Annotated in this window: 20 protein-coding genes and 1 pseudogene; 18 read left to right on the top strand and 3 right to left on the bottom strand. The window is 53.7% G+C overall.

Going from position 1 to position 21,189, the window contains the following annotated elements:
* Window positions 1-11: 11 nt before the first annotated feature.
* From AC0YNW_RS22845 to mnhG, 3 genes and pseudogenes are all read left to right on the top strand, one after another.
* Window positions 12-338: pseudogene (locus tag AC0YNW_RS22845) on the top strand (Na+/H+ antiporter subunit E); the annotation flags it as partial.
* The gene (locus AC0YNW_RS22840; RefSeq protein ID WP_387477007.1) at window positions 335-619 is read left to right on the top strand and encodes a Na(+)/H(+) antiporter subunit F1; all 285 of its coding nucleotides are present in this window, start codon (window positions 335-337) and stop codon (window positions 617-619) included. The pseudogene AC0YNW_RS22845 and the gene AC0YNW_RS22840, both read left to right, overlap by 4 nt.
* The gene (mnhG, locus tag AC0YNW_RS22835; RefSeq protein ID WP_475833933.1) at window positions 603-983 is read left to right on the top strand and encodes a monovalent cation/H(+) antiporter subunit G; all 381 of its coding nucleotides are present in this window, start codon (window positions 603-605) and stop codon (window positions 981-983) included. The genes AC0YNW_RS22840 and mnhG overlap by 17 nt, the downstream gene beginning before the upstream one ends.
* Before the next feature lie 123 nt (window positions 984-1,106).
* On the opposite strand, the gene AC0YNW_RS22830 is transcribed toward mnhG, so the two are convergent.
* Window positions 1,107-1,460 carry a DUF4870 domain-containing protein gene (locus tag AC0YNW_RS22830; RefSeq protein WP_387477009.1) on the bottom strand — a complete coding sequence of 118 codons (354 nt, stop codon included), beginning with the start codon at window positions 1,458-1,460 and terminating at the stop codon, window positions 1,107-1,109.
* Between the two features lie 222 nt (window positions 1,461-1,682).
* Between AC0YNW_RS22830 and AC0YNW_RS22825 the strand changes: the two genes are divergently transcribed.
* The 14 genes from AC0YNW_RS22825 (at window position 1,683) to AC0YNW_RS22760 (ending at window position 18,600) form a co-directional block, all read left to right on the top strand.
* Window positions 1,683-2,732: an LCP family protein gene (locus AC0YNW_RS22825; protein ID WP_475833906.1), complete on the top strand. Its 1,050-nt coding sequence runs from the start codon at window positions 1,683-1,685 to the stop codon at window positions 2,730-2,732.
* A gap of 8 nt (window positions 2,733-2,740) precedes the next feature.
* Window positions 2,741-3,151 (top strand): CBS domain-containing protein, encoded by a 411-nt coding sequence (locus AC0YNW_RS22820; protein ID WP_119803595.1) that lies wholly within the window; start codon window positions 2,741-2,743, stop codon window positions 3,149-3,151.
* A 151-nt stretch (window positions 3,152-3,302) separates the two neighbouring features.
* Entirely contained in the window at window positions 3,303-4,208 is a 906-nt protein-coding gene (locus tag AC0YNW_RS22815; RefSeq protein WP_387477014.1) for a DUF2232 domain-containing protein, read from the top strand.
* 18 nt (window positions 4,209-4,226) lie between these two features.
* Window positions 4,227-6,188, top strand: a complete 1,962-nt coding sequence (locus AC0YNW_RS22810; RefSeq protein ID WP_475833905.1) for a DHH family phosphoesterase — start codon at window positions 4,227-4,229, stop codon at window positions 6,186-6,188.
* Window positions 6,185-6,628: a 50S ribosomal protein L9 gene (gene rplI / locus AC0YNW_RS22805; protein WP_387477018.1), complete on the top strand. Its 444-nt coding sequence runs from the start codon at window positions 6,185-6,187 to the stop codon at window positions 6,626-6,628. The genes AC0YNW_RS22810 and rplI overlap by 4 nt, the downstream gene beginning before the upstream one ends.
* A gap of 270 nt (window positions 6,629-6,898) precedes the next feature.
* The gene (gene dnaB / locus AC0YNW_RS22800; protein WP_475833904.1) at window positions 6,899-8,260 is read left to right on the top strand and encodes a replicative DNA helicase; all 1,362 of its coding nucleotides are present in this window, start codon (window positions 6,899-6,901) and stop codon (window positions 8,258-8,260) included.
* A gap of 165 nt (window positions 8,261-8,425) precedes the next feature.
* On the top strand, window positions 8,426-9,712 hold the full coding sequence (locus tag AC0YNW_RS22795) for an adenylosuccinate synthase (protein WP_387477021.1): 1,287 nt from the start codon (window positions 8,426-8,428) through the stop codon (window positions 9,710-9,712).
* Window positions 9,713-9,837: 125 nt separating this feature from the next.
* Complete coding sequence (locus AC0YNW_RS22790; protein WP_475833903.1) at window positions 9,838-10,464, top strand: hypothetical protein; 627 nt, start codon at window positions 9,838-9,840, stop codon at window positions 10,462-10,464.
* Between the two features lie 140 nt (window positions 10,465-10,604).
* Window positions 10,605-12,194 (top strand): peptidoglycan DD-metalloendopeptidase family protein, encoded by a 1,590-nt coding sequence (locus AC0YNW_RS22785; protein ID WP_475833902.1) that lies wholly within the window; start codon window positions 10,605-10,607, stop codon window positions 12,192-12,194.
* A gap of 261 nt (window positions 12,195-12,455) precedes the next feature.
* Window positions 12,456-13,193: a response regulator YycF gene (gene yycF / locus AC0YNW_RS22780; RefSeq protein WP_387477027.1), complete on the top strand. Its 738-nt coding sequence runs from the start codon at window positions 12,456-12,458 to the stop codon at window positions 13,191-13,193.
* Window positions 13,190-15,031, top strand: coding sequence for a cell wall metabolism sensor histidine kinase WalK (walK, locus tag AC0YNW_RS22775; protein ID WP_387477029.1), 1,842 nt, complete (start codon window positions 13,190-13,192; stop codon window positions 15,029-15,031). The genes yycF and walK overlap by 4 nt, the downstream gene beginning before the upstream one ends.
* A complete protein-coding gene (locus AC0YNW_RS22770) occupies window positions 15,028-16,662 on the top strand; it encodes a YycH family regulatory protein (protein ID WP_475833901.1) in 1,635 nt (544 codons plus the stop codon). The genes walK and AC0YNW_RS22770 overlap by 4 nt, the downstream gene beginning before the upstream one ends.
* 21 nt (window positions 16,663-16,683) lie before the next feature.
* Complete coding sequence (gene yycI / locus AC0YNW_RS22765) at window positions 16,684-17,439, top strand: two-component system regulatory protein YycI (protein WP_387477033.1); 756 nt, start codon at window positions 16,684-16,686, stop codon at window positions 17,437-17,439.
* A gap of 354 nt (window positions 17,440-17,793) precedes the next feature.
* Window positions 17,794-18,600: an MBL fold metallo-hydrolase gene (locus tag AC0YNW_RS22760; protein WP_475833932.1), complete on the top strand. Its 807-nt coding sequence runs from the start codon at window positions 17,794-17,796 to the stop codon at window positions 18,598-18,600.
* On the opposite strand, the gene AC0YNW_RS22755 is transcribed toward AC0YNW_RS22760, so the two are convergent.
* Window positions 18,569-18,790, bottom strand: coding sequence for a hypothetical protein (locus AC0YNW_RS22755; RefSeq protein WP_475833900.1), 222 nt, complete (start codon window positions 18,788-18,790; stop codon window positions 18,569-18,571). The genes AC0YNW_RS22760 and AC0YNW_RS22755 overlap by 32 nt on opposite strands.
* 167 nt (window positions 18,791-18,957) lie before the next feature.
* Between AC0YNW_RS22755 and AC0YNW_RS22750 the strand changes: the two genes are divergently transcribed.
* The gene (locus tag AC0YNW_RS22750; protein WP_475833899.1) at window positions 18,958-20,274 is read left to right on the top strand and encodes a S1C family serine protease; all 1,317 of its coding nucleotides are present in this window, start codon (window positions 18,958-18,960) and stop codon (window positions 20,272-20,274) included.
* 108 nt (window positions 20,275-20,382) lie between these two features.
* On the opposite strand, the gene AC0YNW_RS22745 is transcribed toward AC0YNW_RS22750, so the two are convergent.
* Window positions 20,383-21,141, bottom strand: coding sequence for an SDR family oxidoreductase (locus tag AC0YNW_RS22745; RefSeq protein WP_475833898.1), 759 nt, complete (start codon window positions 21,139-21,141; stop codon window positions 20,383-20,385).
* Window positions 21,142-21,189 lie beyond the last annotated feature (48 nt).

The following is a 21,189-nucleotide window of genomic DNA, read 5'->3' as shown; positions in this document are numbered from 1 at the left end:
TGATTATACTGAAGCGGGCTTGGGCCGTAGTTAAGCTGTTCGTCCTATTCATAAAAGAGCTGTTCATATCGAGCTATGCCGTATTGCTGCTTATCTTGAAGCCCAAGCTATCGATTCGGCCTGGTATCTTCGCAATGAAGACGGAGCTGCAATCGAATTGGGAGATTACGCTGTTGTCCTGCTTGATCTGTCTGACGCCCGGCACGCTTACGCTGGATGTAGCGGGAGACGGGGAGACGCTATATATTCATGCGATGGATATCGAGGATGCGGAGCAGTTGAAGCACCAGATCAAAAATACGTTCGAGAGAGCGATTATGGAGGTGACGCGCGTATGATGGATGGATTGCTGATTACTGCTCTTATCTTGTTGTCGCTAGCCATTCTCGGCGCGCTATACCGTCTGCTCAAGGGGCCGTCCATTCCGGACCGGATCGCGGCGCTCGACACGATCGGGATTTTGCTGCTTGCCACGATTGCCGTGCTTAGCATGCTGCTGCGAACGACAGCCTACTTCGATATCATTCTGCTGCTCGGCATTCTGACGTTCATCGGTACGACAGCATTCGCAAGATATATAGAGAGGGGTGTAGTCCTTGAGTCTGGGGATGATCGGTGAGTGGCTGCTCGGCATACTCATTCTGCTTGGAGCGATCGTTTGCGTCATCAGCGTCTTCGGTCTGATCCGGCTGCCGGATGTGTATCTGCGATCCCATGCGGCGACCAAAAGTGCGACGATGGGCGTGCTCCTTATTTTGTTTGGCGGATTCCTGTACTTCTGGCTCTTCGAGAACCATATCAGCATCAAGCTGCTGCTTGGTATTGTCTTCGTATTCATCACTTCCCCGGTAGCCGGGCATCTGAATGGGCGCGCGGCCTATCGTTCAGGCGTGTCGTTATGGAAGGGCAGCGTACAGGATGATCTGAAGGCGGCGGATGCGAAGAGGAAGCAGAAGGGCAGCGCGAAGAGCGGAAGCCTGTAAGATTAGTGCAAGCAGGAGGCAGTACAAGGGCATAGCTGCTATATATAGAAGAAAAGAAGAGAAACCCGTCATCATGGCGGGTTTCTCTTCTTATTGTAGGCTGATCATTATCAGTGTCTTATCTTAGAACTTACCGATCTGCTGCTCCGACCATTCGCCGATATACGGCAGCTTGAACTGCTTGCCTTGCAGTGCGAGCAGCATGAGCGCGATCCAGAGAATGAAGGTGAGCGGAGTCAGAATAAGGGAGACAAGCCAGCCGATAATCGGAATAGCGCCTAGGACCAGGTTGACGGCTATCAGGACGACAAAGACAGCTGTAGACTGCATGGCATGAAATTTGACGAAGCGGCTCTGCTTTTCAATTGCCAGAAATATGATACCTGTAATAAATCCGGCCAAATAACAGAGCAATCCGGCTACCTTAGGGTCCAGTCCGGTCGACGACGGGTCTGGATTGACTTGAATGGGCTGCATGGAGATAAGTTCATCCCTTTCTGATCATCATCGTTAGATACAATATATGCCGTATGGACTAGCAATAGACCTCTCTACTATAGCAAAACTTTGGTAATATTGGAACGAATGAATTGTAACGGGTTTGTAACCTGCTTGGGCTTTGCTTCGTCTAAAATGAAAAGGGGTATATCACAACTAAATCGACAAAAAGAGATATCGGAATGGAGAGAATGGTAGGATATGAAGAAATATAAACGGGCCTATATCATTAGTGCAGTCGCTCTCATCATTTTATCGCTGGCCTACTTTAACCGCGGCGCGCTTGCTATGATGGGCTTCGACTGGTTCCTGCAGGGCGAGGTCGAGAAGCGGCTGGAGAACACGTACAAGCCGATCGAAGGGCGCGAGCCGAAGCCGGTCAATGTCGACAAGACGAAGCAGGACCCGTTCTCGGTGCTGTTGCTAGGCGTAGACCAGCGCGGCAAGGAGATTGGACGGTCGGATACGATGATCTATACCGTCGTCCGTCCAAGCGACGGCAATATGCTGCTGGTGTCGATTCCTCGCGATATGTATGTGGAGATTGTCGGCAGGGATCGCGAAGACAAGATTAACCACGCTTTTGCCTTCGGCGGAGCGGGTATGTCGATGGATACGGTCGAGAAGTTCCTGGATGCGCCGGTCAACTACTATGCTTCTATTAACTTTGAAGGCTTCCGTGCCGCAATCGACGCGCTGGGCGGCATTGCGCTTCCGATCGAAGAAGACATCGTGAACAAGGACCCGTACCATGAGAAATTCACCATCAAAGGCGGGCAAGATCTGTACAACGGCAACGATGCGCTGAATTTCGTGCGTTATCGTGAAGATGCCGGCGGCGATATGAGCCGTACAGAGAGACATCAGCAGTTCCTTCATGCTATGATAGAGAAGGCGTCCGCAATGAAGCAATGGAGCAAGATTCCTGAGCTTCTGGACATCATGGGCGAGAACTTCAGTACGGATATGCAGCCGAGCAAGCTGGTTGACTTGGCTCAAAGCATGGTGCAATCGAAGAACCGCAATATGTACAGCCAGACGATTCTGGGTGAAGGCCACAGGCTGGAGGCCGGAGGGCCTTGGTACTATTTTGCGAATGAAGAAGACCTTGCTAGTGTTCAGCTCATGATCAAAAACTGGTTGAACGCCGACACGAAAGCGGGCAGCTTGATTCTTCCTCCGAAAGATGAAGACAGCAAGAAAGAGGTAGAGGTGCTCTCCAGTGCGTCGTCGGTGCATGAAACGGAGTGAATGGAAGGATGAATATTGCCTTTTTCCTGCTGCCTAAGCATGAGGTCGTATGTCTGCCGCATGACGCGACGCTCAGACAGGCGCTGGAGCGCATGGAATATCACCGCTATTCTGCCGTTCCCATCATTAATGAAGATGGCGGATATATCGGCACAGTAACAGAGGGAGATCTGCTGTGGTTCATGAAGAACCGCCCGGATCTGACGTTCGACAGCTCCTACAAGGTGAAGCTGATCGACGTACCGCTGCGGATTAACAATAAGACGGTGAATATTGATGCCAATATGGACGATCTGATCTCGCTTGCCAAGGTGCAGAACTTTGTGCCGGTTGTAGACGATCGCGACCATTTTATCGGAATTGTACGCAGAAGCGAAATTATTGATTATTGCCAGAAGGGACTGTCCCAACGGATCTGAATGATCCTGCGGGGGAGTCCCTTCCCTTTATTACCGGAATACCCAGCCATAAGGCGGACTCATCTATGCGTGCGAACTGGCTTTTGTGCTATAATGAAGGATGAATGTCTTCTAGACAGGAGAACTTAGAAATGGCTTAAGAGGTGAACGGATGAAGACTGGGTTGAAACCCTTGCTGTGGAGCGGAGCGGCGTTCCTGCTATTGCTGCTGCTGGCAGTGCCTTTGCTGAATTTACCGGCGCTGCTGCTTATGATGGTTCCGTATGTGGTGCTCTATACGACGCTATCCAGAGGAGCGTTCCTGTTACACTTAATACCGGTATGGCTGCTTGCGGGATTAATCGCCGGACCTGCCGTTCTCATTATCGGCTTGTTCTTCCTCGTGCCGGCAATCGTCATGGGTCATCTGTACAGAAACGGGGCCGCCGCGGCTAAAGTCATACGGACGGGCACGATCGTCATTCTGGCTTTGCTGATGCTGGAGCTGATGTTGTTCCAGATGATATTTGATATTTCGCTGCTTAACGAGATGAGCCACACAATACGCACGACATTCGATTCGATGCAGGACCAGAATTTGCTGGCGCCGGGTTGGAATTCAGAATTTATCGATATGCTGATCCAAAGGGTCATTCATATGATTCCGCTGACCTTTATCGTCTTGGCGTTTGCGTACACGGTATTCTCGCATTATGTATCGCGCAGAGCCGTGATTCGCAGCGGACTGGAAGTACCGGCATTCCCGCAGGCTAAGGACTGGCGTTTGCCTCGCGTTCTGGTTATTTATTATCTGATCGCTTATGTGATTGACCTGTTCATCAAGCCTGGCGATGATTCATTCCTCGCGGTAGCGCTGATGAATCTGGTGCCATTGCTTGGGTATGTATTCGCGATTCAAGCGATTGGCTTCTTCTTCTTTATCGCGCATGAGAGGAAGTGGAACAAGGTTGTTCCGATCCTAATCGCCATACCAGTGCTGCTCTTGCCGCCGCTTAGCTTGATTGGCGTCCTGGATACCGCCTTTCCGATCCGGAAGTCGTTTACCAAACAACAATAGCACGGGAGCGAATGGGAAATGCCAAAGTTTCTAATTAACAGATGGCACGGTATGCATCATGTGGCGGCGCTTGGCGCCATGCTGCTCATGTCTGCCGTGCTGGCCTGGTTCCAGTGGATCGTCGGCCTGGCCGCTTTTATCGTGACAATCGGAATAGCGGTCTACACGTTTTTTGCGGAACGGGCGTTCCGCAAGGACTTGAAGACGTACCTCGGCACGCTCTCGTACCGGGTGAAGAAAGGCGGCAACGACGTGATCAACGAGTTGCCGTTCGGCATTATTTTATATAATGAGGAACGCACGGTAGAGTGGCATAATCCGTACATCTCGCAGCTGATGGAGAAGGAGTCCTTGATCGGCGTGCAGCTGACGGAGCTGTTCCCGACGCTTCAGCATGCGAAGGACCGCGAGGGTACGGTCGAGGCGGCGGTTGGTACACATATGTACCAGCTGATCTTTCGGCCCAAGGAACGTATTCTCTATGTGAAGAACATTACGGATCTTTGGCAGCTCGGCCGCAAGTATGAGGACGAGAAGCTGTCGATTGGCGTCGTCATGATTGATAATCTGGAGGAAGTGACGCAGGGACTGGATGATCATCAGCGCGGGACGCTGCTCTCCAAGGTCACAACCGAGATTACGGAATGGGCGCAGAAGTATAAGATCTATCTCAAGCGGGTCACCTCCGACCGCTTCATTCTAATCACGGATCAGAAGACGCTTCGCCAGCTGGAGCATTCCCGCTTTGTCATTCTGGATGAAGTGCGCGAGATGACTGGCGAGCAGAAGATTCCGGTCACGCTCAGCATCGGCTTTGCCGCAGGCGCGGAGCAGATCGTCGAGCTTGGCCAATGGGCGCATATGAGCCTTGATATTGCGCTGGGACGCGGCGGCGATCAGGCGGCGGTCAAAGTCGGTAGCCGCCAGTCGTTCTACGGCGGCAAGTCGAACGCGGTTGAGAAGCGGACGCGCGTCAGAGCGAGGGTGGTTGCCCATGCGCTGCGCGACCTGATTCGCGAGAGCCATAATGTGGTCATTATGGGCCACAAGCTTCCAGACATGGACGCGGTCGGCGCGGCGATCGGCGTGCTGAAGGCGGCTCAGCTCTTCGGCAAGGAAGCTTATATCGTGCTGGAGGGCGTCAATTCCTCCATCGACAAGATGATGGAGCTGATCCGTGAGGATGAGAAGCTGTCGAAGCGGTTCGTATCGCCGGAGCAAGCGATGGCGCTGATGACGCCGCAATCGCTGGCGATTGTGGTCGATACACACAAGGCTTCCATGGTGAAGGAGCCTAAGCTGCTGGCGCAGACCGACCGCATTGTTGTGATCGACCATCATCGCCGCGGCGAGGAGTTTATCTCCAACGCGATTCTGGTCTACATGGAGCCGTATGCTTCCTCCACATGCGAGCTGGTCACCGAGCTGCTTCAATATATTCACGACCGGGTCGTGCTCGATATTCGCGAGGCGACATCGCTGCTCGCGGGCATTACGGTCGACACGAAGAGCTTCTCGCTTCGTACGGGAGCCAGAACGTTCGAAGCGGCATCCTTCCTGCGCCGCAACGGCGCGGATACGATGATGATCCAGCGCATGCTGCAGGAGGATCTCGAAGGTTATGTGAACAAAGCGGAGATTATCAAGCATGCGCAGGTGTTGTATGACCATGTCGCTTTCGCAGTAGTCGAAGGCGGTAAGGTAAACTCGCAATTATTGATTGCGCAATCTGCCGACACGCTGCTGAATATGACCGACATCCTGGCTTCCTTCGTCATCGGAGAGAGGCCGGACGGATTAATCGGCATTAGCGCACGCTCGCTTGGCGGCATGAATGTACAGGTCGTCATGGAGCGCATGGGCGGCGGCGGCCATCTGACCAATGCGGCGGCCCAGCTTGAAGGGACTGTCAATGAGGTAGCGGCCAAGCTGAAGGCCGTACTCGAACAAATCGAATCGGAAGAGGGGTTATTCGAATGAAAGTAATCTTCTTGCAAGACGTGAAAGGCCAAGGTAAAAAGGGCCAAGTCAAGGATCTGTCGGAGGGCTATGTACGCAACTTCTTGCTGCCGAAAGGTCTGGCGAAGCTGGCTTCGGACGGCAACCTGAAGACGCTTGAGGTTCAGACGGCTTCCGAAGAGAAGCGCAAGCAGAAGGAAAAGGAAGACGCGCAAGAACTGGGCAAGCGTCTGGAAGAGATGACCATTGTCGTAAAGGCGAAGGCCGGAGAAGGCGGCCGCTTGTTCGGCGCTATTACCAGCAAGCAGATCGCCGAAGCATTGGCAGCCAAAGGCGTCAAAATCGACAAGCGCAAAATCGAGCTGGATGAGCCGATTCGTACGCTGGGTGTTACTCAGGTTCCAGTTAAGCTGCATCCTGATGTGAAAGCGAAGCTGAACGTTCAGACGGCTGAGGAGTAAGGCTCGTTAAATTAAAATGGAAAGCCATCGTTATAAGTGGCTTGAATTCATAAGAAGCTCTGCGCATGGGGCGCGGAGAGAGGGGATTGTTCCGGAGAAACGGAGTGTTCGCCTTTGTAGACGGATTCTAACCGCTGTGCGGTTTAGGGGAATGAGAGAATCCGTCTACAACAGCGATCGGAGGAATAATCCCCTCTCGCAGCGTTTATGCCCAGCTATTTGATTTTTGACTACTTTAGCAATGTATATAAATGAAAGGAGAGGCGCACGATGAGTATGGAGCCGATGTTCGACCGGGTTCCGCCGCAAAACATGGAAGCGGAGCAAGCGGTCATCGGTGCGATTCTGCTGCAGCCGGAAGCATTAATTACGGCGATGGAGCGGATTCGGAGCGAGGATTTCTACAGCAGCGGACATCAAAGAATATATGAAGCTATGATTGAGCTGGGCGAGAACAGCCAACCGGTCGATCTGGTGACGCTTACGGCGCATCTCCAGGATCAAGGACTGCTGGAGGAGATCGGCGGCGTCAGCTACTTAGCGAAGCTAGCCAATGCCGTGCCAACTGCGGCGAACGTCGATTATTACGCCCAGATCGTCGAAGAGAAATCGATGCTGCGGCGCCTCATCCGTACCGCAACCAATATCGTTACCGATGGTTATGCCAACGCCGAGGATGTCGGCGTCCTGCTGAGCGACGCGGAGAAGAAAATTCTCGAAATCTCCAACCGGCGTTCCAGCAGCGGCTTTATCTCCATCCGAGACGTATTGATGGAAGTATTCGAGAAGGTCGAGTTTCTATATGCCAACAAAGGCGGCACGTCGGGCATTCCGTCGGGCTTCGTCGATCTCGACCGGATGACGGCTGGCTTCCAGCGAAGCGACCTTATTATCGTCGCGGCGCGTCCTTCCGTCGGCAAAACCGCCTTCGCGCTGAATATTGCCCAGAACGTGGGCGTCAGAGCCAAGGAGACCGTCGCCATCTTCTCCTTGGAGATGTCAGCGGCTCAGCTCGTACAGCGGATGATCTGTGCCGAGGCCAACGTCGACGCGACGCGGATGCGTACAGGTAACCTAGAAGGTGACGATTGGGAGAAGCTGACGATGGCGATCGGCGCCTTGTCAGAAGCGCAAATCTTCATCGATGATACGCCGGGCATTACTGTCGCCGACATTCGCGCGAAGTGCCGCAGACTGAAGAAGGAACGCGGACTCGGCATGATTCTGATTGACTACTTGCAGCTCATTCAAGGGCGCGGCAAGGCAGGCGAGAACCGCCAGCAGGAAGTATCCGAGATTTCCCGTACGCTGAAGCAGATTGCGCGTGAGCTGGAAGTTCCCGTCATCGCGCTGTCGCAGCTTAGCCGGGGCGTCGAGCAGCGGCAGGACAAGCGTCCGATGATGTCCGACCTTAGGGAATCCGGCTCCATCGAGCAAGATGCCGACATCGTATCGTTCCTGTACCGGGACGACTACTATGACAAGGAATCGGAGAAGAAAAATATTATCGAGATTATTATCGCCAAGCAGCGTAACGGGCCAGTAGGCACGGTAGAGCTGGTCTTCCTCAAAAACTACAATAAATTCGTAAGCTTGGACCGAACCCATCAGGATCCGTCACAAGCCTCGTAATATCCGAACAATTGCATGGGCGACTGTGCAATTGTTCGTTTTTCGTTTGACTTCTGAAGGTGAGACTGCTACACTAATAATGCTGTCTTCTGGCGAGCGCCGCGTTAAAGGAGCTACAGGGACGGTAATTTTCGATGTTCGAAAACATCGGACGGGGGTATGATTATGTCTACGGTAGTTGTAGTCGGTACGCAGTGGGGAGACGAAGGGAAAGGCAAAATCACCGACTTCCTAGCAGAGGGAGCTGACGTTGTTGCTCGTTACCAAGGAGGAAACAACGCCGGACACACCATTCTCATCGATAACAAAAAATATAAGCTGACGATGATTCCATCGGGCATCTTTAACCATGATAAAACTTGCGTCATCGGCAACGGTATGGTTATTAATCCGGAAGCGCTGATCGACGAAATTAACTATATTCATGACAATGGTTTTTCGACAGCCAATCTGAAGATCAGTGATCGCGCGCATGTTATCATGCCGTATCACCTGGTGCTTGATGCATTGGAAGAAGACCGCAAAGGCGATAACAAAATCGGCACAACGCGCAAAGGCATCGGCCCTTGCTATATGGACAAAGCCGCACGCAACGGCATCCGCATCAGCGACCTGATGGACGCAGAGGAGTTCGAGTCCCGCGTACGCAGCGTTATGGCAGAGAAGAACAACCTGATCCAGCAAGTGTATGGCGGCGAGCCGCTGGACGTAGACAAGATCGTGAGCGATTATCTGGGCTACGCAGAGATTCTGCGTCCATACGTCACGGACACGTCTGTCATACTGAACGACGCCATCGACGCTGGTAAGAAAGTATTATTCGAAGGCGCGCAAGGCGTTATGCTGGATATCGACCAAGGCACATATCCGTTCGTTACGTCCTCCAACCCATCTGCAGGCGGCGTCTGCATCGGTTCTGGCGTAGGTCCATCCAAGATTCAACAAGTGATCGGCGTGGCGAAGGCTTACACAACTCGCGTAGGCGACGGCCCGTTCCCGACAGAGCAAGATAACGAAATCGGCCAAATCATCCGTGACAAAGGCCATGAGTACGGCACCGTAACGGGACGTCCGCGCCGTGTAGGCTGGTTCGATACGGTTGTTGTCCGTCACGCACGCCGCGTAAGCGGCATTACAGGTCTGTCGTTGAACTCGCTGGACGTTCTGACAGGTCTGGACACCGTGAAGATCTGCACAGGCTACAAGTACCGCGGCGAGATCATTGAGCATTATCCGGCAAGCCTGAAGATGCTGTCGGAATGCGAAGCGGTATACGAGGAATATCCAGGCTGGTCGGAGGATATCTCCGGCGCGAAGAAGCTGGAAGACCTTCCGCAGAACACACTGAACTACTTAAACCGCGTATCCGAGCTGACAGGCATTCCAATTGCCATCTTCTCGGTAGGCCGCAACCGTGAGCAGACGAATCCGGTTCGTCCAATCTACGAATAGAATATGACAATCAAGCGCTTCGGAGCGATCCGGGGCGCTATTTTTTTGCCTGGCGCAGCCTGAGTAGGAATGCCTCTCTTGATCCTTGACCATAATGATAGATAACGGATAGGAGTTGAGGGAGAATGGTATGGAAGAGTTTGGCGTGGATCGGCAAGATCGTGGCGGCGGGGTTGATCCTCAGCTTTCTGTCGATTTGGACAACGGGCTATATTGTGACCAGCTATGTCGAATCGGTGCTGAAGCAGTTCGAATTGCCCGTCGAGGTGCCGCCTATGGCGATGTCCGGCGTATGGGGCAAGCTGTGGGGCAGTGATCCCCTATTAGCTTCTGACATAGAACCGGAGCAAGAGAGCGGCAGCGCAAATAACGGGCAGGAGCCGGATGCGAAGGAAGTGTTTGGCGGGATCGAGGAGGAGCCTGGTGCGGGGAGCAGTCAAGGCGGCGATCCGTTAGATGGTGTACAGGAAGGAACGGGTCAGACTGGAGCCGAGAGCGGAATCGACGGCGCAGAGACGGCGGTGACGACCGACGATATCGAGTCGGCCAAGGGTGAGATGAGCGAAGAGGATAAGTCGCTATTGTTCGAATTATTAATGACGAAGCTGCCTCCAGAGTCCTGGCTGGAAATCTCTGAATATATGGAAGGAGGACTTACGGAGCAGGAGCTGACTAGCGTTCAACAGATTATGGCACAGCATCTCGACACGTCGGAATACGAGCAAATGATGGAGATTCTGAAAAAATATTAATATTACGTTACCATGGCAAAGGTTGCCCCTATTGTAAAGGCTGTGATAAAGTATTAGGCGAGTGATCCGACAGGAGAATTCGTCTTTTTTCTGTTTGGAACTCGCAAATCTCTCAGCAGAAGTGCGAAAAGGAGACTATCATGACCGGTTTCAGGGACATGAGTCGTATGAAGAAGGTATGGGAACGAACTACTCAGTACTTTCGACGTACGAACTCGCAAGACTTGACAGGTAAGACCGAGCAACAAGCGGCAGACGTGATCGTATCTACCCCACTTTGGCGGAAGAAGTCGACACAAATCATCGGCGGGGCGGCAGTACTGCTCACGGTTGCCGGCATTATCGGCTATCAGCAATATACGCAATACGTTGAACGCAATACATTCCAATTCTATCATGTATATATGAATGGCGAAGCAGTAGGAACAGTAGAGAACCCTGGCGCGGTTGAGCAATTGGTCGACGCAGCAGCGATAAAAGTACAGCAAGCCAATCCGGACATCACGATGGTGCTGGATTCAGGTGATATTACATACGAAAGCGATAGTGCCTTTAAAGCGGTCCCGGAGACCGATGCGACGCTCGCTAAGCTGGAGAGTATGTTCACATCCCATGCAGTAGGCGTTGAGGTGAAGATTGAAGGCAAGGTCATCGGCGTCGTGAAGGATCAGGCGACAGCGGACAGCATCCTGAAGCGTGTACAGAGCAAGTTCGCTCCAGAACTCGCTGTGGCGGCTAAAGGCGCAAAGACGGTCACGACACTTTCCTACAATAAGGATGGCAAGGTCGAGGCGTCGGAGACGGAAGATGCCAAGGAACATACCGAACCGGGCAAAGTGGTAACAGAAGTATCATTCGTTGAGGAAGTTCAGGTAGCTAGCGTCGATATCAGCCCTACGGAAATTGCCGAGGGAGAAGAGATTTACAAGAAGATTATCGACGGCAGCACGAAGCCTACCAAATATGTCGTTCAAGCAGGCGATTGCATTGGCTGTATCGCACAGAAGTTTGATATTTCGCCTCAAGTCATCTATGAGAACAATCCATGGATTGAGGATGACCGCATTACCGTCGGCGACGAGCTTGATCTAACGGTGCTTCAGCCGGAGCTAACCGTCCGTACGGTCGAGAGTGTAGTTGAACTGGAGAAGATTGTAGCTCCTGTCGAAGTTCAAAAGAACGATAAGATTAGAGTTGGCCAATCGAAGGTAATCAGACAAGGTGTCGAAGGCACGCAGCGTCTGACGTATGAAATTGTGAAGCTGAACGGTTACGTCTTAACTGAAGAATTGATGAATAAAGAAGTGATTGTAGAGCCAATCTCGGAGATTGTTGAGAAAGGCACCATGGTTGTACTCGGCGAAGGGACAGGAAAGTTCTCCATCCCGGTCAAGAACCATCGCATTACGAGCACGTATGGCCAGCGTTGGGGCCGTCTGCATTCCGGCATCGACTTTATCGGCAATAAGCGTATCCTGGCTTCTGACTCCGGCGTCGTGGAATATGTCGGTTCGAGAACAGGCACAGGCAAGACCATTATTATTAACCATCAGAACGGCTTCAAGACGCTGTACGGACATCTTAACTCTTACAATGTCAAGAAGGGCGAGAAAGTACAGAAGGGCGACCAGATCGGCGTGATGGGCAATACAGGCAACTCCACTGGCACGCATCTGCACTTCGAGATTCACAAGAACGACGTACCTCAGAATCCGATGAAGTACTTATAATATATCTTTTAAGCATGGCATAACAATGGCAAAGAAGCATGGCTTGGACATTAGGTCCGGGCTGTGCTTTTTTAATTTGATATTAGATAAACGCATGAACTCGCTTTATAGTTGCTTTAAAAATCGTAATTTCTGCCGAAAAATACAATCCAAATTATGGGCCTGTGGTTGCCGGTGCAATCGGAAGTTTGATTGTGTAGGCTGCGCCCCGGTATGTTAGAATAGAGACATAACAAAGGACTAGCGACAGGCGGTGTAACGATGCACGGAAAAATATTAGTGGTCGATGACGAGCAGCCGATAGCGGATATCATAAAGTTTAATTTGGAGAAGGAAGGCCATCAGGTCATCTGTGCCTTCGATGGCGGAGAAGCGGTGCGTCTCGCATTCGAGGAGCAGCCGGATCTCATCCTGCTTGACCTTATGCTGCCTGTAAAGGATGGCATGGATGTGTGCCGCGAGGTGCGCACGAAGCTGCACATGCCGATCATTATGCTCACGGCGAAGGATACGGAGATTGATAAGGTGCTCGGCCTGGAGCTGGGCGCGGACGATTATGTGACGAAGCCGTTCAGCACGCGGGAGCTGCTGGCGCGGGTGAAGGCGCATCTTCGCCGTCAGAACAAGAGCGGACAAGCCTCGGAAGACGCTGCGGACAGCCAGTCGGAGCAATCCGGCCTGAAGCTGTTCAATCTGTTCATTGATACAGATATGTATGTGGTGTACAAGAACGGCGAGCCGTTGGACCTCACACACCGGGAGTTCGAGCTCGTCTATTATATGGCGCGCAACAGCGGCAAGGTGATGACGCGCGAGCATCTGCTGCAAGCGGTATGGGGCTTCGAATACTTCGGCGATGTGCGGACAGTGGACGTGACGATCCGTCGTCTGCGGGAGAAGATCGAGGACGACCCTAGCCGTCCGGAGTATATTATGACCCGACGCGGCTTAGGCTACATGATGCGCAACGCGAAGTCGGGAGGCTTCGGTTACGGATGAAGGCGCGGAGCTTCTTCCGCACGATCCAGGTCAAGCTAGTTATCATCTACCTGCTGCTCATTCTTGTAGCGATGCAGCTTATCGGCGTTTATTTTATAAGCACGGTTAAGAATTCACTCATTACGAGCTTCACGAACAACTTGAAGGAGCAGGCTGATATTCTGTCCAAGTTCGCGGCGCCAAGCCTGCTGCCGAATATGGAATCGGAGGGCGATTCGACCGACAATACGACGGAGGACCTCAATCTGGTTGTCCGTAACTTGTTCAGCATTAGCGGCGCCGAGGTTCAGGTGTTGGATGCGAACGGCAAGGTTGTGGCAACTTCGCTGCAGGTTCATCAGTCGTATATCGGGCAGAAGAACAAGTCGCTCGCGGTCAGCCGCGCGCTCCAGAACATTCCTGATAATGAAGAAGAGATTATCGATGAGGACAATACGCGCAAGAAGATGATTGCGCTGCCTGTGACGTACAACGATAAGGTCGTCGGGGCTGTCTATGTTGTGGCTTCAATGACGGAGCTGTACGAGACGGTGAACCGGGTCAATCAAATCTTCTTCTCTGGTACGCTGATTGCGCTTGGTCTGACAGGCGTGCTCGGCATTCTGCTCGCCCATACGATTACGAATCCGATTCAAGGCCTTACACGGCAGGCGGAAGCAGTCGCCGACGGGAGATTCGATCTGAAGGCTCCTGTGCTTGGGGATGACGAGATCGGGCGGCTCAGTATGGCTTTTAACGATATGACGATTCGCTTGAAGGAAGCGCTCTCGGCGAATGAAGAGGAGAATGAGAAGCTGGTATCAGTTCTCTCCAATATGAGCGACGGGGTGGTCGCCGCCGATGAGCGGGGGCGGATTATCGTCTGGAATCGCCGGGCGCTGGAGCTGCTGGATGTCGAGACGTTCCAGGGCGTGGAACTGGCTGATCTGCTGGGGCTCTCGCCGGAGAAGCTGGCGGAGCTGCAGTCGGGACGCGGGCGCACCTTGCTCATTAACCGCGACCACGCGGAGGCGGAGGGACATGATGACAGTCTCTTGAAGCTGACGGTTACACCGATTCATCGGAGAGACAAGGGCATTACGGGCACGATTGCCGTCTTGCAGGATGTCACGGAGCAAGAGAAGCTGGAGCAGTCGCGCCGTCAGTTCGTCGCGAACGTATCGCATGAGCTGCGGACGCCGCTGACGACGATCAAGAGCTATGCGGAGGCGCTGGGCGACGGAGCCTTGGAGGAGCGTGAGCTATCCGAGCGGTTCGTCGGCGTTATTAGCAACGAGACAGAGCGGATGATCCGGCTCGTTACGGACCTGCTGCATCTGTCCAGACTGGACTCCAATCAGGCTCCGCTTAGACGGAGACAGACGAATATTCATGAGATGCTGGATGAGGTGGCGGACCGCTTCTCCTTCCAGCTGCGTCAGAAGTCGATTACGGCGAATGTGTATGTCGAGCGCGGACTGAAAAAGGCTTGGCTCGACCGGGACCAGATCGACCAAGTGCTGGACAACCTCATCTCCAATGCGATCAAATATACGCTTGATGGCGGGGCCATCCAGATTGCCGCGCGCAAGCTGGAGGATAACGGCTTGCTGGAAATCAGCGTGAAGGATACGGGTATTGGCATTCCGAAGAAGGATCTGACGCGTATCTTCGATCGCTTCTATCGTGTAGACAAGGCGCGCTCCCGCAATATGGGCGGCACGGGCCTCGGGCTATCGATTGCCCGGGAAATCGTAAAGGCGCATGGTGGTACAATCTCGCTGGCTTCCGAGCTGAATGAAGGCACGACGGTATCGTTCACGCTGCCGCTCTTGCAGGAAGGGGGCGAGACAGAATGATGGAGAAAGCGAAGACGGCTACCCTGATTGTTCTCGTTGTGCTTAGCCTCCTGCAAAGTTATTTGCTGGCCTATAGCATGCCGGGGCTGGGTGCAACGGTAAGAAGCGATCAGGATTACGTCAATGCGGAGCCGCTAGGCAAGACGACGAGCGTGGAGAGCGTCATCTTCCCGGAGGAACTGATTATCCATATGGGTGAAGACAAGCATACGGTTATCTATCCAGGCACACAGTTCTATGAGATGATTCTGAACCAGCGGATTGTCGGCAGGGAGTTCAAGGGCTTCCAGCGAAGCTCGGCAAGCATTCTGAATTGGGATGAGGTGCGTAAGGACTCCATCGGCATCGAGCTCCGCTTCCCGGACGGCATCTCGGTCGAGCTGCTGCAGAAGCTGCTGAAGATGGAGGGCGATGTATTGTTCCTCCGGGATAAGATCGACAAGATCTGGATCTTCAAGACGACGGATACAGAAGAGATCCGCACGTTCTTCTTCAGCAGCGAGGAGCATGTCGTCTATGAGTCGGTCAGAGCCGATCTGACCGTGAGAGACGTGCAGGATTATGTCGGATTTGGCGCTTATCTGCCTCAATACCGAATGACGGCTGACGGGCTCTATATTCCGGTCGAGCCGATTATGGCGACGGAGCTGATCTACCCGTACGAGACGTATTCACCGGATCAGATGCAGCGCAGTCTGCCCTTCGATTCCAGCACGACGCGTTCCTTCGAGGATCGCAGCGGCTCGCAAATCTTCACAGACGGGAAGAGAGGACTTAAGGTCGAGCAGGACGGCATGTGGATCAACTATACGAATCCGGCGGCCACAATCAGCAGCGATACGCCGATTAGCGAGAACGTCTATGCGTCGGTTGACTTTATCAACCAGCATGGCGGCTGGGACGGCACGCATCGGCTGATGAGCTCGACACCGGAGCAAGAAAAGAAATATGTGACGTTCAGACAATATATCGATCAATACCCAGTCATCGACAACCTGGCGTTCCGGTACGGACATATCCGGCTGACGCTGCAGCAAGGTGTCGTGACGGAATATGCGCGGTCGCTTATTACGCTCAGTTCACAGGCGGAGTTGCGCAAGCCGCGCTGGCTGCAGGGCGGCACCAGGCTGGAAGAGACGCTGGAGCGTTATCCGCGGCGCGGCGAGGTAACGGCATTGTTCCCGGCGCTGAAAGCTGTTCTGTTGGAGGAGAACCGGCTGCAATTCATCCCTGTCTGGGTCGTGAAGCTGGCCGATGGTTCAGAGATCACTCTACTGGAAGCGACAGAGGGGGAACAGCCTCCTGAGTCGCATACAGGGGATGGCGCTGCGAATGCGAATACGAATCACAACCAGATTGATCATGCTGAAGGGTCTGGCGGGTCGGAAGGACAAGCGAGCGCAGGAACGGGACCAAGCCCCTCTCCGGGCAACGGGGCGGGGACTGGCTCTGCTGTGCTGCCGCCAAGAGAGACGGGGAATAATGAAGAATCCGTCGAGACGGGTGAAGCCGAGTTGCCGCCAGATGAACCGGGCGAAGCTGGGGATGAAGAGCTGGCAGAGGCTCCGGAGGACAATGCTCCGGATACGGAGGAGCAGGATGCGCCGGAATTAATGCGGGCCAGATCATAAGGATAGAGGAGGTGAAGGCAAGTGGATTGGAGCAGGGCGAAAAGCGTATTGATCATATCGTTCCTCATGCTGAATGTCCTTCTCGGCTATCAGCTGTGGGTGGATATCAGCGAGCAGTTGAACGCCAACGTGAACTCTGCGGAGCTGCCCCCGGATAAGGTGCAGCTGATGGGGCAGAAGCGCATCTCGCTGACTGCCAATCTGCCTGCCGGAACGCCGAAGCTGAGTGATCTGACGTATTTGCTTCAATCGGATCATAAGTCGCTGCCGAAGAAGCTGGAGAAGCCGGTCGACAGCGCGCTCATATTCACTAAAGCAGAGCTGGTAAAAGCATTGGGCGGTCAAATTCCGGATATTGAGGATTACGAATATGATCTGCACAGTGACCGGGATGGCGTATTCGTCATGCATCGTATGGTCGACGGGCGCCCGATGTTCAATGTGAAGCTGGAGCTTCTGTATACAAGCAACCGGAAAATTACCGGCTTCCAACAGGATCGTGTAGAGTCGATTGGCCACGGCGAAGAAAAGCAAGTGATCGGATCGGCGAAGGTCGTCGTGTCCTTGATCGAGACTTACCTGGACGAAGGCTCCGTGATTGCCGATATTCAGCTTGGTTATCATGGCCAGATCTTCGACTCCGAGAAGCAAGTGTCGGCTCCGACCTGGCGTGTCATGCTGGGGGATGGCAAGGTGTATTATGTCCATGCGATCAGCGGCGAGGTTGCGACGGAAGGCGCAGATGAAGGAGCGGGTTCTGAGTCGCCGGCGGCATAGCTGTCGGCGCCATGCCATGTTATGCTTAGTATAGGGATTGATAGAGCAGCGGTTGCTGTCTGTATAAGGGTTTCATAGAGTAGATGTTGCGAGATGACCGGCAGAGGGTATAGAGAGAGTAGGACCGGCACGATAGCCTGGCTAGAGACCATGATGGATCTTGGGCAGGATTGTGTTTGGGGCCTTCTCTCTTCCTCTTCCGTCGATTGATAGAGTCAGGCATCTGATAGAATGGTAGGTTGTCGTATGGCTGACATTCATTCGGATAGCCAGAAAACAACAGGGGAAATTGGACGCAATCGAGGTTACAATGTAGGTAGCTTCGTGAGAGGCAATGGGAGAGGACTGGACGTTTTGGGACTTCGATTTACAGTATTGGCCAGCGGTTCGACCGGCAACGCGACGATCGTGCAGAGCAGGGAGAAGACGGTGCTGGTAGACGCGGGCCTTAGCATGAAGAAGCTGGACGAGCTGATGCGGGAGCGGGGCATTGCCGGACATGATCTGGACGCTTTGTTCGTGACGCATGAGCATTCCGATCATATTAAGGGACTCGGCGCTTTCGCGCGCAAATACGAGCTTCCGATCTACGCCAACGAAGCGACTTGGGGCGCGATGGAACGCCATATCGGGACGATCGCGGTAGAGAAGCAGGTCATTATGGAGACGGGAGAGGCACTGGACTTTGGTTCGATGCGCGTGCAGTCGTATCCGATCTCGCATGATGCCGCGGAGCCGGTCGGTTATTGCTTCGTAGAGCATGGGGAGAAGCTGAGCCTCGCGACGGATCTCGGCTATGTGAGCGAGAAGGTCAGAAGCCAGATCGTGGATTCCGATGTGCTCGTGCTAGAGTCCAACCATGATACCGAGATGCTGCGAATGGGCCGCTATCCATGGAATATTAAACGTCGTATCCTAAGTGACGTGGGGCATCTGTCTAACGTAGCTGCAGGCGAAGCACTTATCGAGCTGATGACAGACCGGACGAAGCGCGTCTATCTGGCGCATCTCAGCCTGGACCACAATCAAATGGACCTGGCTATGCTAACGGTCAATTCTATATTGGAGAACCACGGAATATTTTATAAACAGGATGAATTTCCTTTGCGCAAGACGTATCACGACAAGCCTACCCCATGGGACGAAGTGAAGCGGAAATAAGCGATTCCAGCTGCGCGTCGAGCGCCTCGGCTTTGTTCTCCAGCTCTTCTCGGCTAAGGATGCCCTTCTCTATGAACAGCTCCAGCATGGCGTTTAACGTGAGAACGGTGCGGTAATGCTCCTCCTTCAGATCGGCTAGCTTGGCGACAAGCTGTACGTGTTCCCATGCTGGGGACGGCTTTGTTTTCATCGTGAATCTCTCCTTTATATCGGAATTTGCGCATAAGCGGTCTCTCTTGAAAAAAATGTAGGGCAGCAAGCTTTGAATCTATTATTATTTTAGTCCATTCTTCCGAAAACATTCCTAGATTATGAAATTCCCCGCAAGGTTCGAAAGAGAGAGAGGAGAGATTCCCGATGAGCATATTCGACGACGATTTTTATTCGACCAAGGTGTCCAGGCGAACCGTCCGCAAGAGCCAGCAGGACGATCATCGGTTATCTTTCGGCGGGAGTGCTGAGCGCAAGTGGTCTAATCTGCGTGTTGCGTTCATCTCGTCTTTCACGAGCGCCGTAGCTGCGGCACTCCTGTTCGGATGGATCTTCGGCGGCTTTGGGGGCGGCGGCTCGGTGCCTGTCCATCTGACGGCAACAGGCGATCCTTCGGAGCGCACGATTGTGGCGACAGCCAAGGTGAAGCCGGCGGTAGTCAGCGTCATCAATGAGCAGATGTTCGGGCTCGGCATTGGCGGCAAGCGGCTGGAGAATGGAGACGAAGGCTCGGGTGTCCTGCGCGAAGCAGGCGTCGGCTCGGGCGTCATTATAGAGAAGAAGGCCGGAAGAGCGTTCATCGTGACGAACTACCATGTGGTGGCGAGCGCGGAGAAGGTGAAGGTAGTGCTGACAACTGGCGAGGTGCGCGAGGCTCGCGTCGTCGGCATGGATCAGATTACGGATCTGGCGGTGCTGGAGATCGATGCCAAGGGCATCGATACGGTCGCGGAGATTGGCGACTCTTCCGCGCTGCGCGCTGCGGAGTTCGTGATGGCGATCGGCAATCCGCTCGGTATGGGCGAATCCATCACAATGGGTGTCGTCAGCGTCATCAAGGAAGTGATTCCGGTATCGCTGAATCAGAACGGCGTGATTGACTGGGAGCAGGAAGTGATCCGGGTCGATGCGGCGATCAACCAAGGCAATAGCGGCGGTCCGCTGATCGATCTGAACGGCCGTGTGGTCGGCATCAACAGCATGAAGATTTCCGACTTCGGCGTGGAGAGCATCGGCTATGCGATTCCGATCAACAATGCGATGCCGATCGTGGAGAGTTTGATTAGCAAAGGCTATGTACCGCGTCCTTATCTTGGCGTCTACACCATGGATCTGGAGCAGTATTGGGAGCAGCAGGATATGGAGAAGATGTTCGAGGAGGAAGAAGGCGGAGATTCGGAGAAAGGCGAGTCAAGCGGTTCGGGTTCGATCCAGCTGCCGGATGAGGTGCTGTCGGGCGTCATTGTGCTAGAAGCGGTCGGTCCGTCCAAGAAAGCGGGATTGACCTTCAACGACGTGATCGTGAAGCTGGATGATCATAAGGTGACCAGCACGATGGAGCTGCGCAAGTACTTATATAGCAAGAAGAAGATTGGCGAAGACATTACAGTGTCCTTCTACCGGGACGGCGAGCTTCAGTCTCTGAAGCTGAAGCTGGAGGAGCAGGCTCCGGAGGAAGAGTGACAGTTATAGGGGGAAAAGCCGGAAGGCGCGTCTTGTGACGGGCCTTCCGGCTTTGTTATGAGCTGGGACTATGCGATGAATCCCCGCATTAGCGCAGCAACGAATTGATTAGTAGGCTGTCCAGCCGGCATCGGCTGTGACAACGGTGCCGTTCACGAAGCTGGAGTCATCGGAGGCAAGGAATAGAGCGACCTTGGCGATCTCTTCTGGCTCGCCGGTGCGTGGGTTGATGCCCATGCCCTTCATCGCTTGCTCCATGCCGTACTTGTTCGGAGCATTGATCGTCGTGCTGATGTTCGTCGCTACGCCGCCAGGAGCGATCGCGTTGCAGCGGATGCCTTGAGTCGCGTATTGGTAGCCGACGTTCTTGGTCAGGCCAACGACGGCATGCTTGGCTGCTGTATACGCGGCACCGGCTCTGGAGCCGTACAGGCCGCCAGCGGATGCGACGTTGACGATGACGCCGCTTTGCTTGGCGGTGAAGATCGGCAGCGCCTTGCGGATCGCGCGCATCGGGCCTGTCGTATTGACGGCGAAGACACGCTCCCACAGCTCGTCTGTCAGATCGGCAGCGGGCACGAAGTTGTCCATAATGCCGGCGTTATTCACCAGGATGTCGAGCGTGCCATAGGTGTCTACGGCTGTATCGATGAGCTGTTGCACGTCTTCTTCTTTGGCTACGTTAGCAGCGACGGCGATGGCTGTGCCGCCCTTCGCTTCAATTTCTTGCACGACGATTGCGGCGTTATCGGCGGACAGGTCGGATACGACGACCTTCGCGCCTTCTGCAGCGAAGAGCAGGGCAGTCGCTTTGCCCATGCCGGATGCTGCGCCTGTGATGACAGCCACTTTGCCATTAAGTTTCATGTGAGTGTCCTCCTCTAAAGGAATAGTATGGTTCATGATGATCTGCGG

Source organism: Paenibacillus sp. J31R120, from assembly GCF_056269225.1.
Note: the sequence above shows the minus strand (reverse complement) of the source record. Positions and strands in the feature narration are given on the sequence as shown.

What these genes read in the sequence shown, in the direction of transcription:
- AC0YNW_RS22840 (WP_387477007.1), top strand. Translation starts at nt 335, where the DNA reads ATGATGGATGGATTGCTGATTACTGCTCTTATCTTGTTGTCGCTAGCC.
- AC0YNW_RS22820 (WP_119803595.1), top strand. Translation starts at nt 2,741, where the DNA reads ATGAATATTGCCTTTTTCCTGCTGCCTAAGCATGAGGTCGTATGTCTG.
- AC0YNW_RS22785 (WP_475833902.1), top strand. Translation starts at nt 10,605, where the DNA reads ATGACCGGTTTCAGGGACATGAGTCGTATGAAGAAGGTATGGGAACGA.
- AC0YNW_RS22795 (WP_387477021.1), top strand. Translation starts at nt 8,426, where the DNA reads ATGTCTACGGTAGTTGTAGTCGGTACGCAGTGGGGAGACGAAGGGAAA.
- AC0YNW_RS22830 (WP_387477009.1), bottom strand. Translation starts at nt 1,460, where the DNA reads ATGCAGCCCATTCAAGTCAATCCAGACCCGTCGTCGACCGGACTGGAC.
- AC0YNW_RS22825 (WP_475833906.1), top strand. Translation starts at nt 1,683, where the DNA reads ATGAAGAAATATAAACGGGCCTATATCATTAGTGCAGTCGCTCTCATC.
- dnaB (WP_475833904.1), top strand. Translation starts at nt 6,899, where the DNA reads ATGAGTATGGAGCCGATGTTCGACCGGGTTCCGCCGCAAAACATGGAA.
- AC0YNW_RS22745 (WP_475833898.1), bottom strand. Translation starts at nt 21,141, where the DNA reads ATGAAACTTAATGGCAAAGTGGCTGTCATCACAGGCGCAGCATCCGGC.
- AC0YNW_RS22810 (WP_475833905.1), top strand. Translation starts at nt 4,227, where the DNA reads ATGCCAAAGTTTCTAATTAACAGATGGCACGGTATGCATCATGTGGCG.
- AC0YNW_RS22790 (WP_475833903.1), top strand. Translation starts at nt 9,838, where the DNA reads ATGGTATGGAAGAGTTTGGCGTGGATCGGCAAGATCGTGGCGGCGGGG.
- rplI (WP_387477018.1), top strand. Translation starts at nt 6,185, where the DNA reads ATGAAAGTAATCTTCTTGCAAGACGTGAAAGGCCAAGGTAAAAAGGGC.
- AC0YNW_RS22815 (WP_387477014.1), top strand. Translation starts at nt 3,303, where the DNA reads ATGAAGACTGGGTTGAAACCCTTGCTGTGGAGCGGAGCGGCGTTCCTG.
- walK (WP_387477029.1), top strand. Translation starts at nt 13,190, where the DNA reads ATGAAGGCGCGGAGCTTCTTCCGCACGATCCAGGTCAAGCTAGTTATC.
- AC0YNW_RS22750 (WP_475833899.1), top strand. Translation starts at nt 18,958, where the DNA reads ATGAGCATATTCGACGACGATTTTTATTCGACCAAGGTGTCCAGGCGA.
- AC0YNW_RS22755 (WP_475833900.1), bottom strand. Translation starts at nt 18,790, where the DNA reads ATGAAAACAAAGCCGTCCCCAGCATGGGAACACGTACAGCTTGTCGCC.
- AC0YNW_RS22770 (WP_475833901.1), top strand. Translation starts at nt 15,028, where the DNA reads ATGATGGAGAAAGCGAAGACGGCTACCCTGATTGTTCTCGTTGTGCTT.
- yycF (WP_387477027.1), top strand. Translation starts at nt 12,456, where the DNA reads ATGCACGGAAAAATATTAGTGGTCGATGACGAGCAGCCGATAGCGGAT.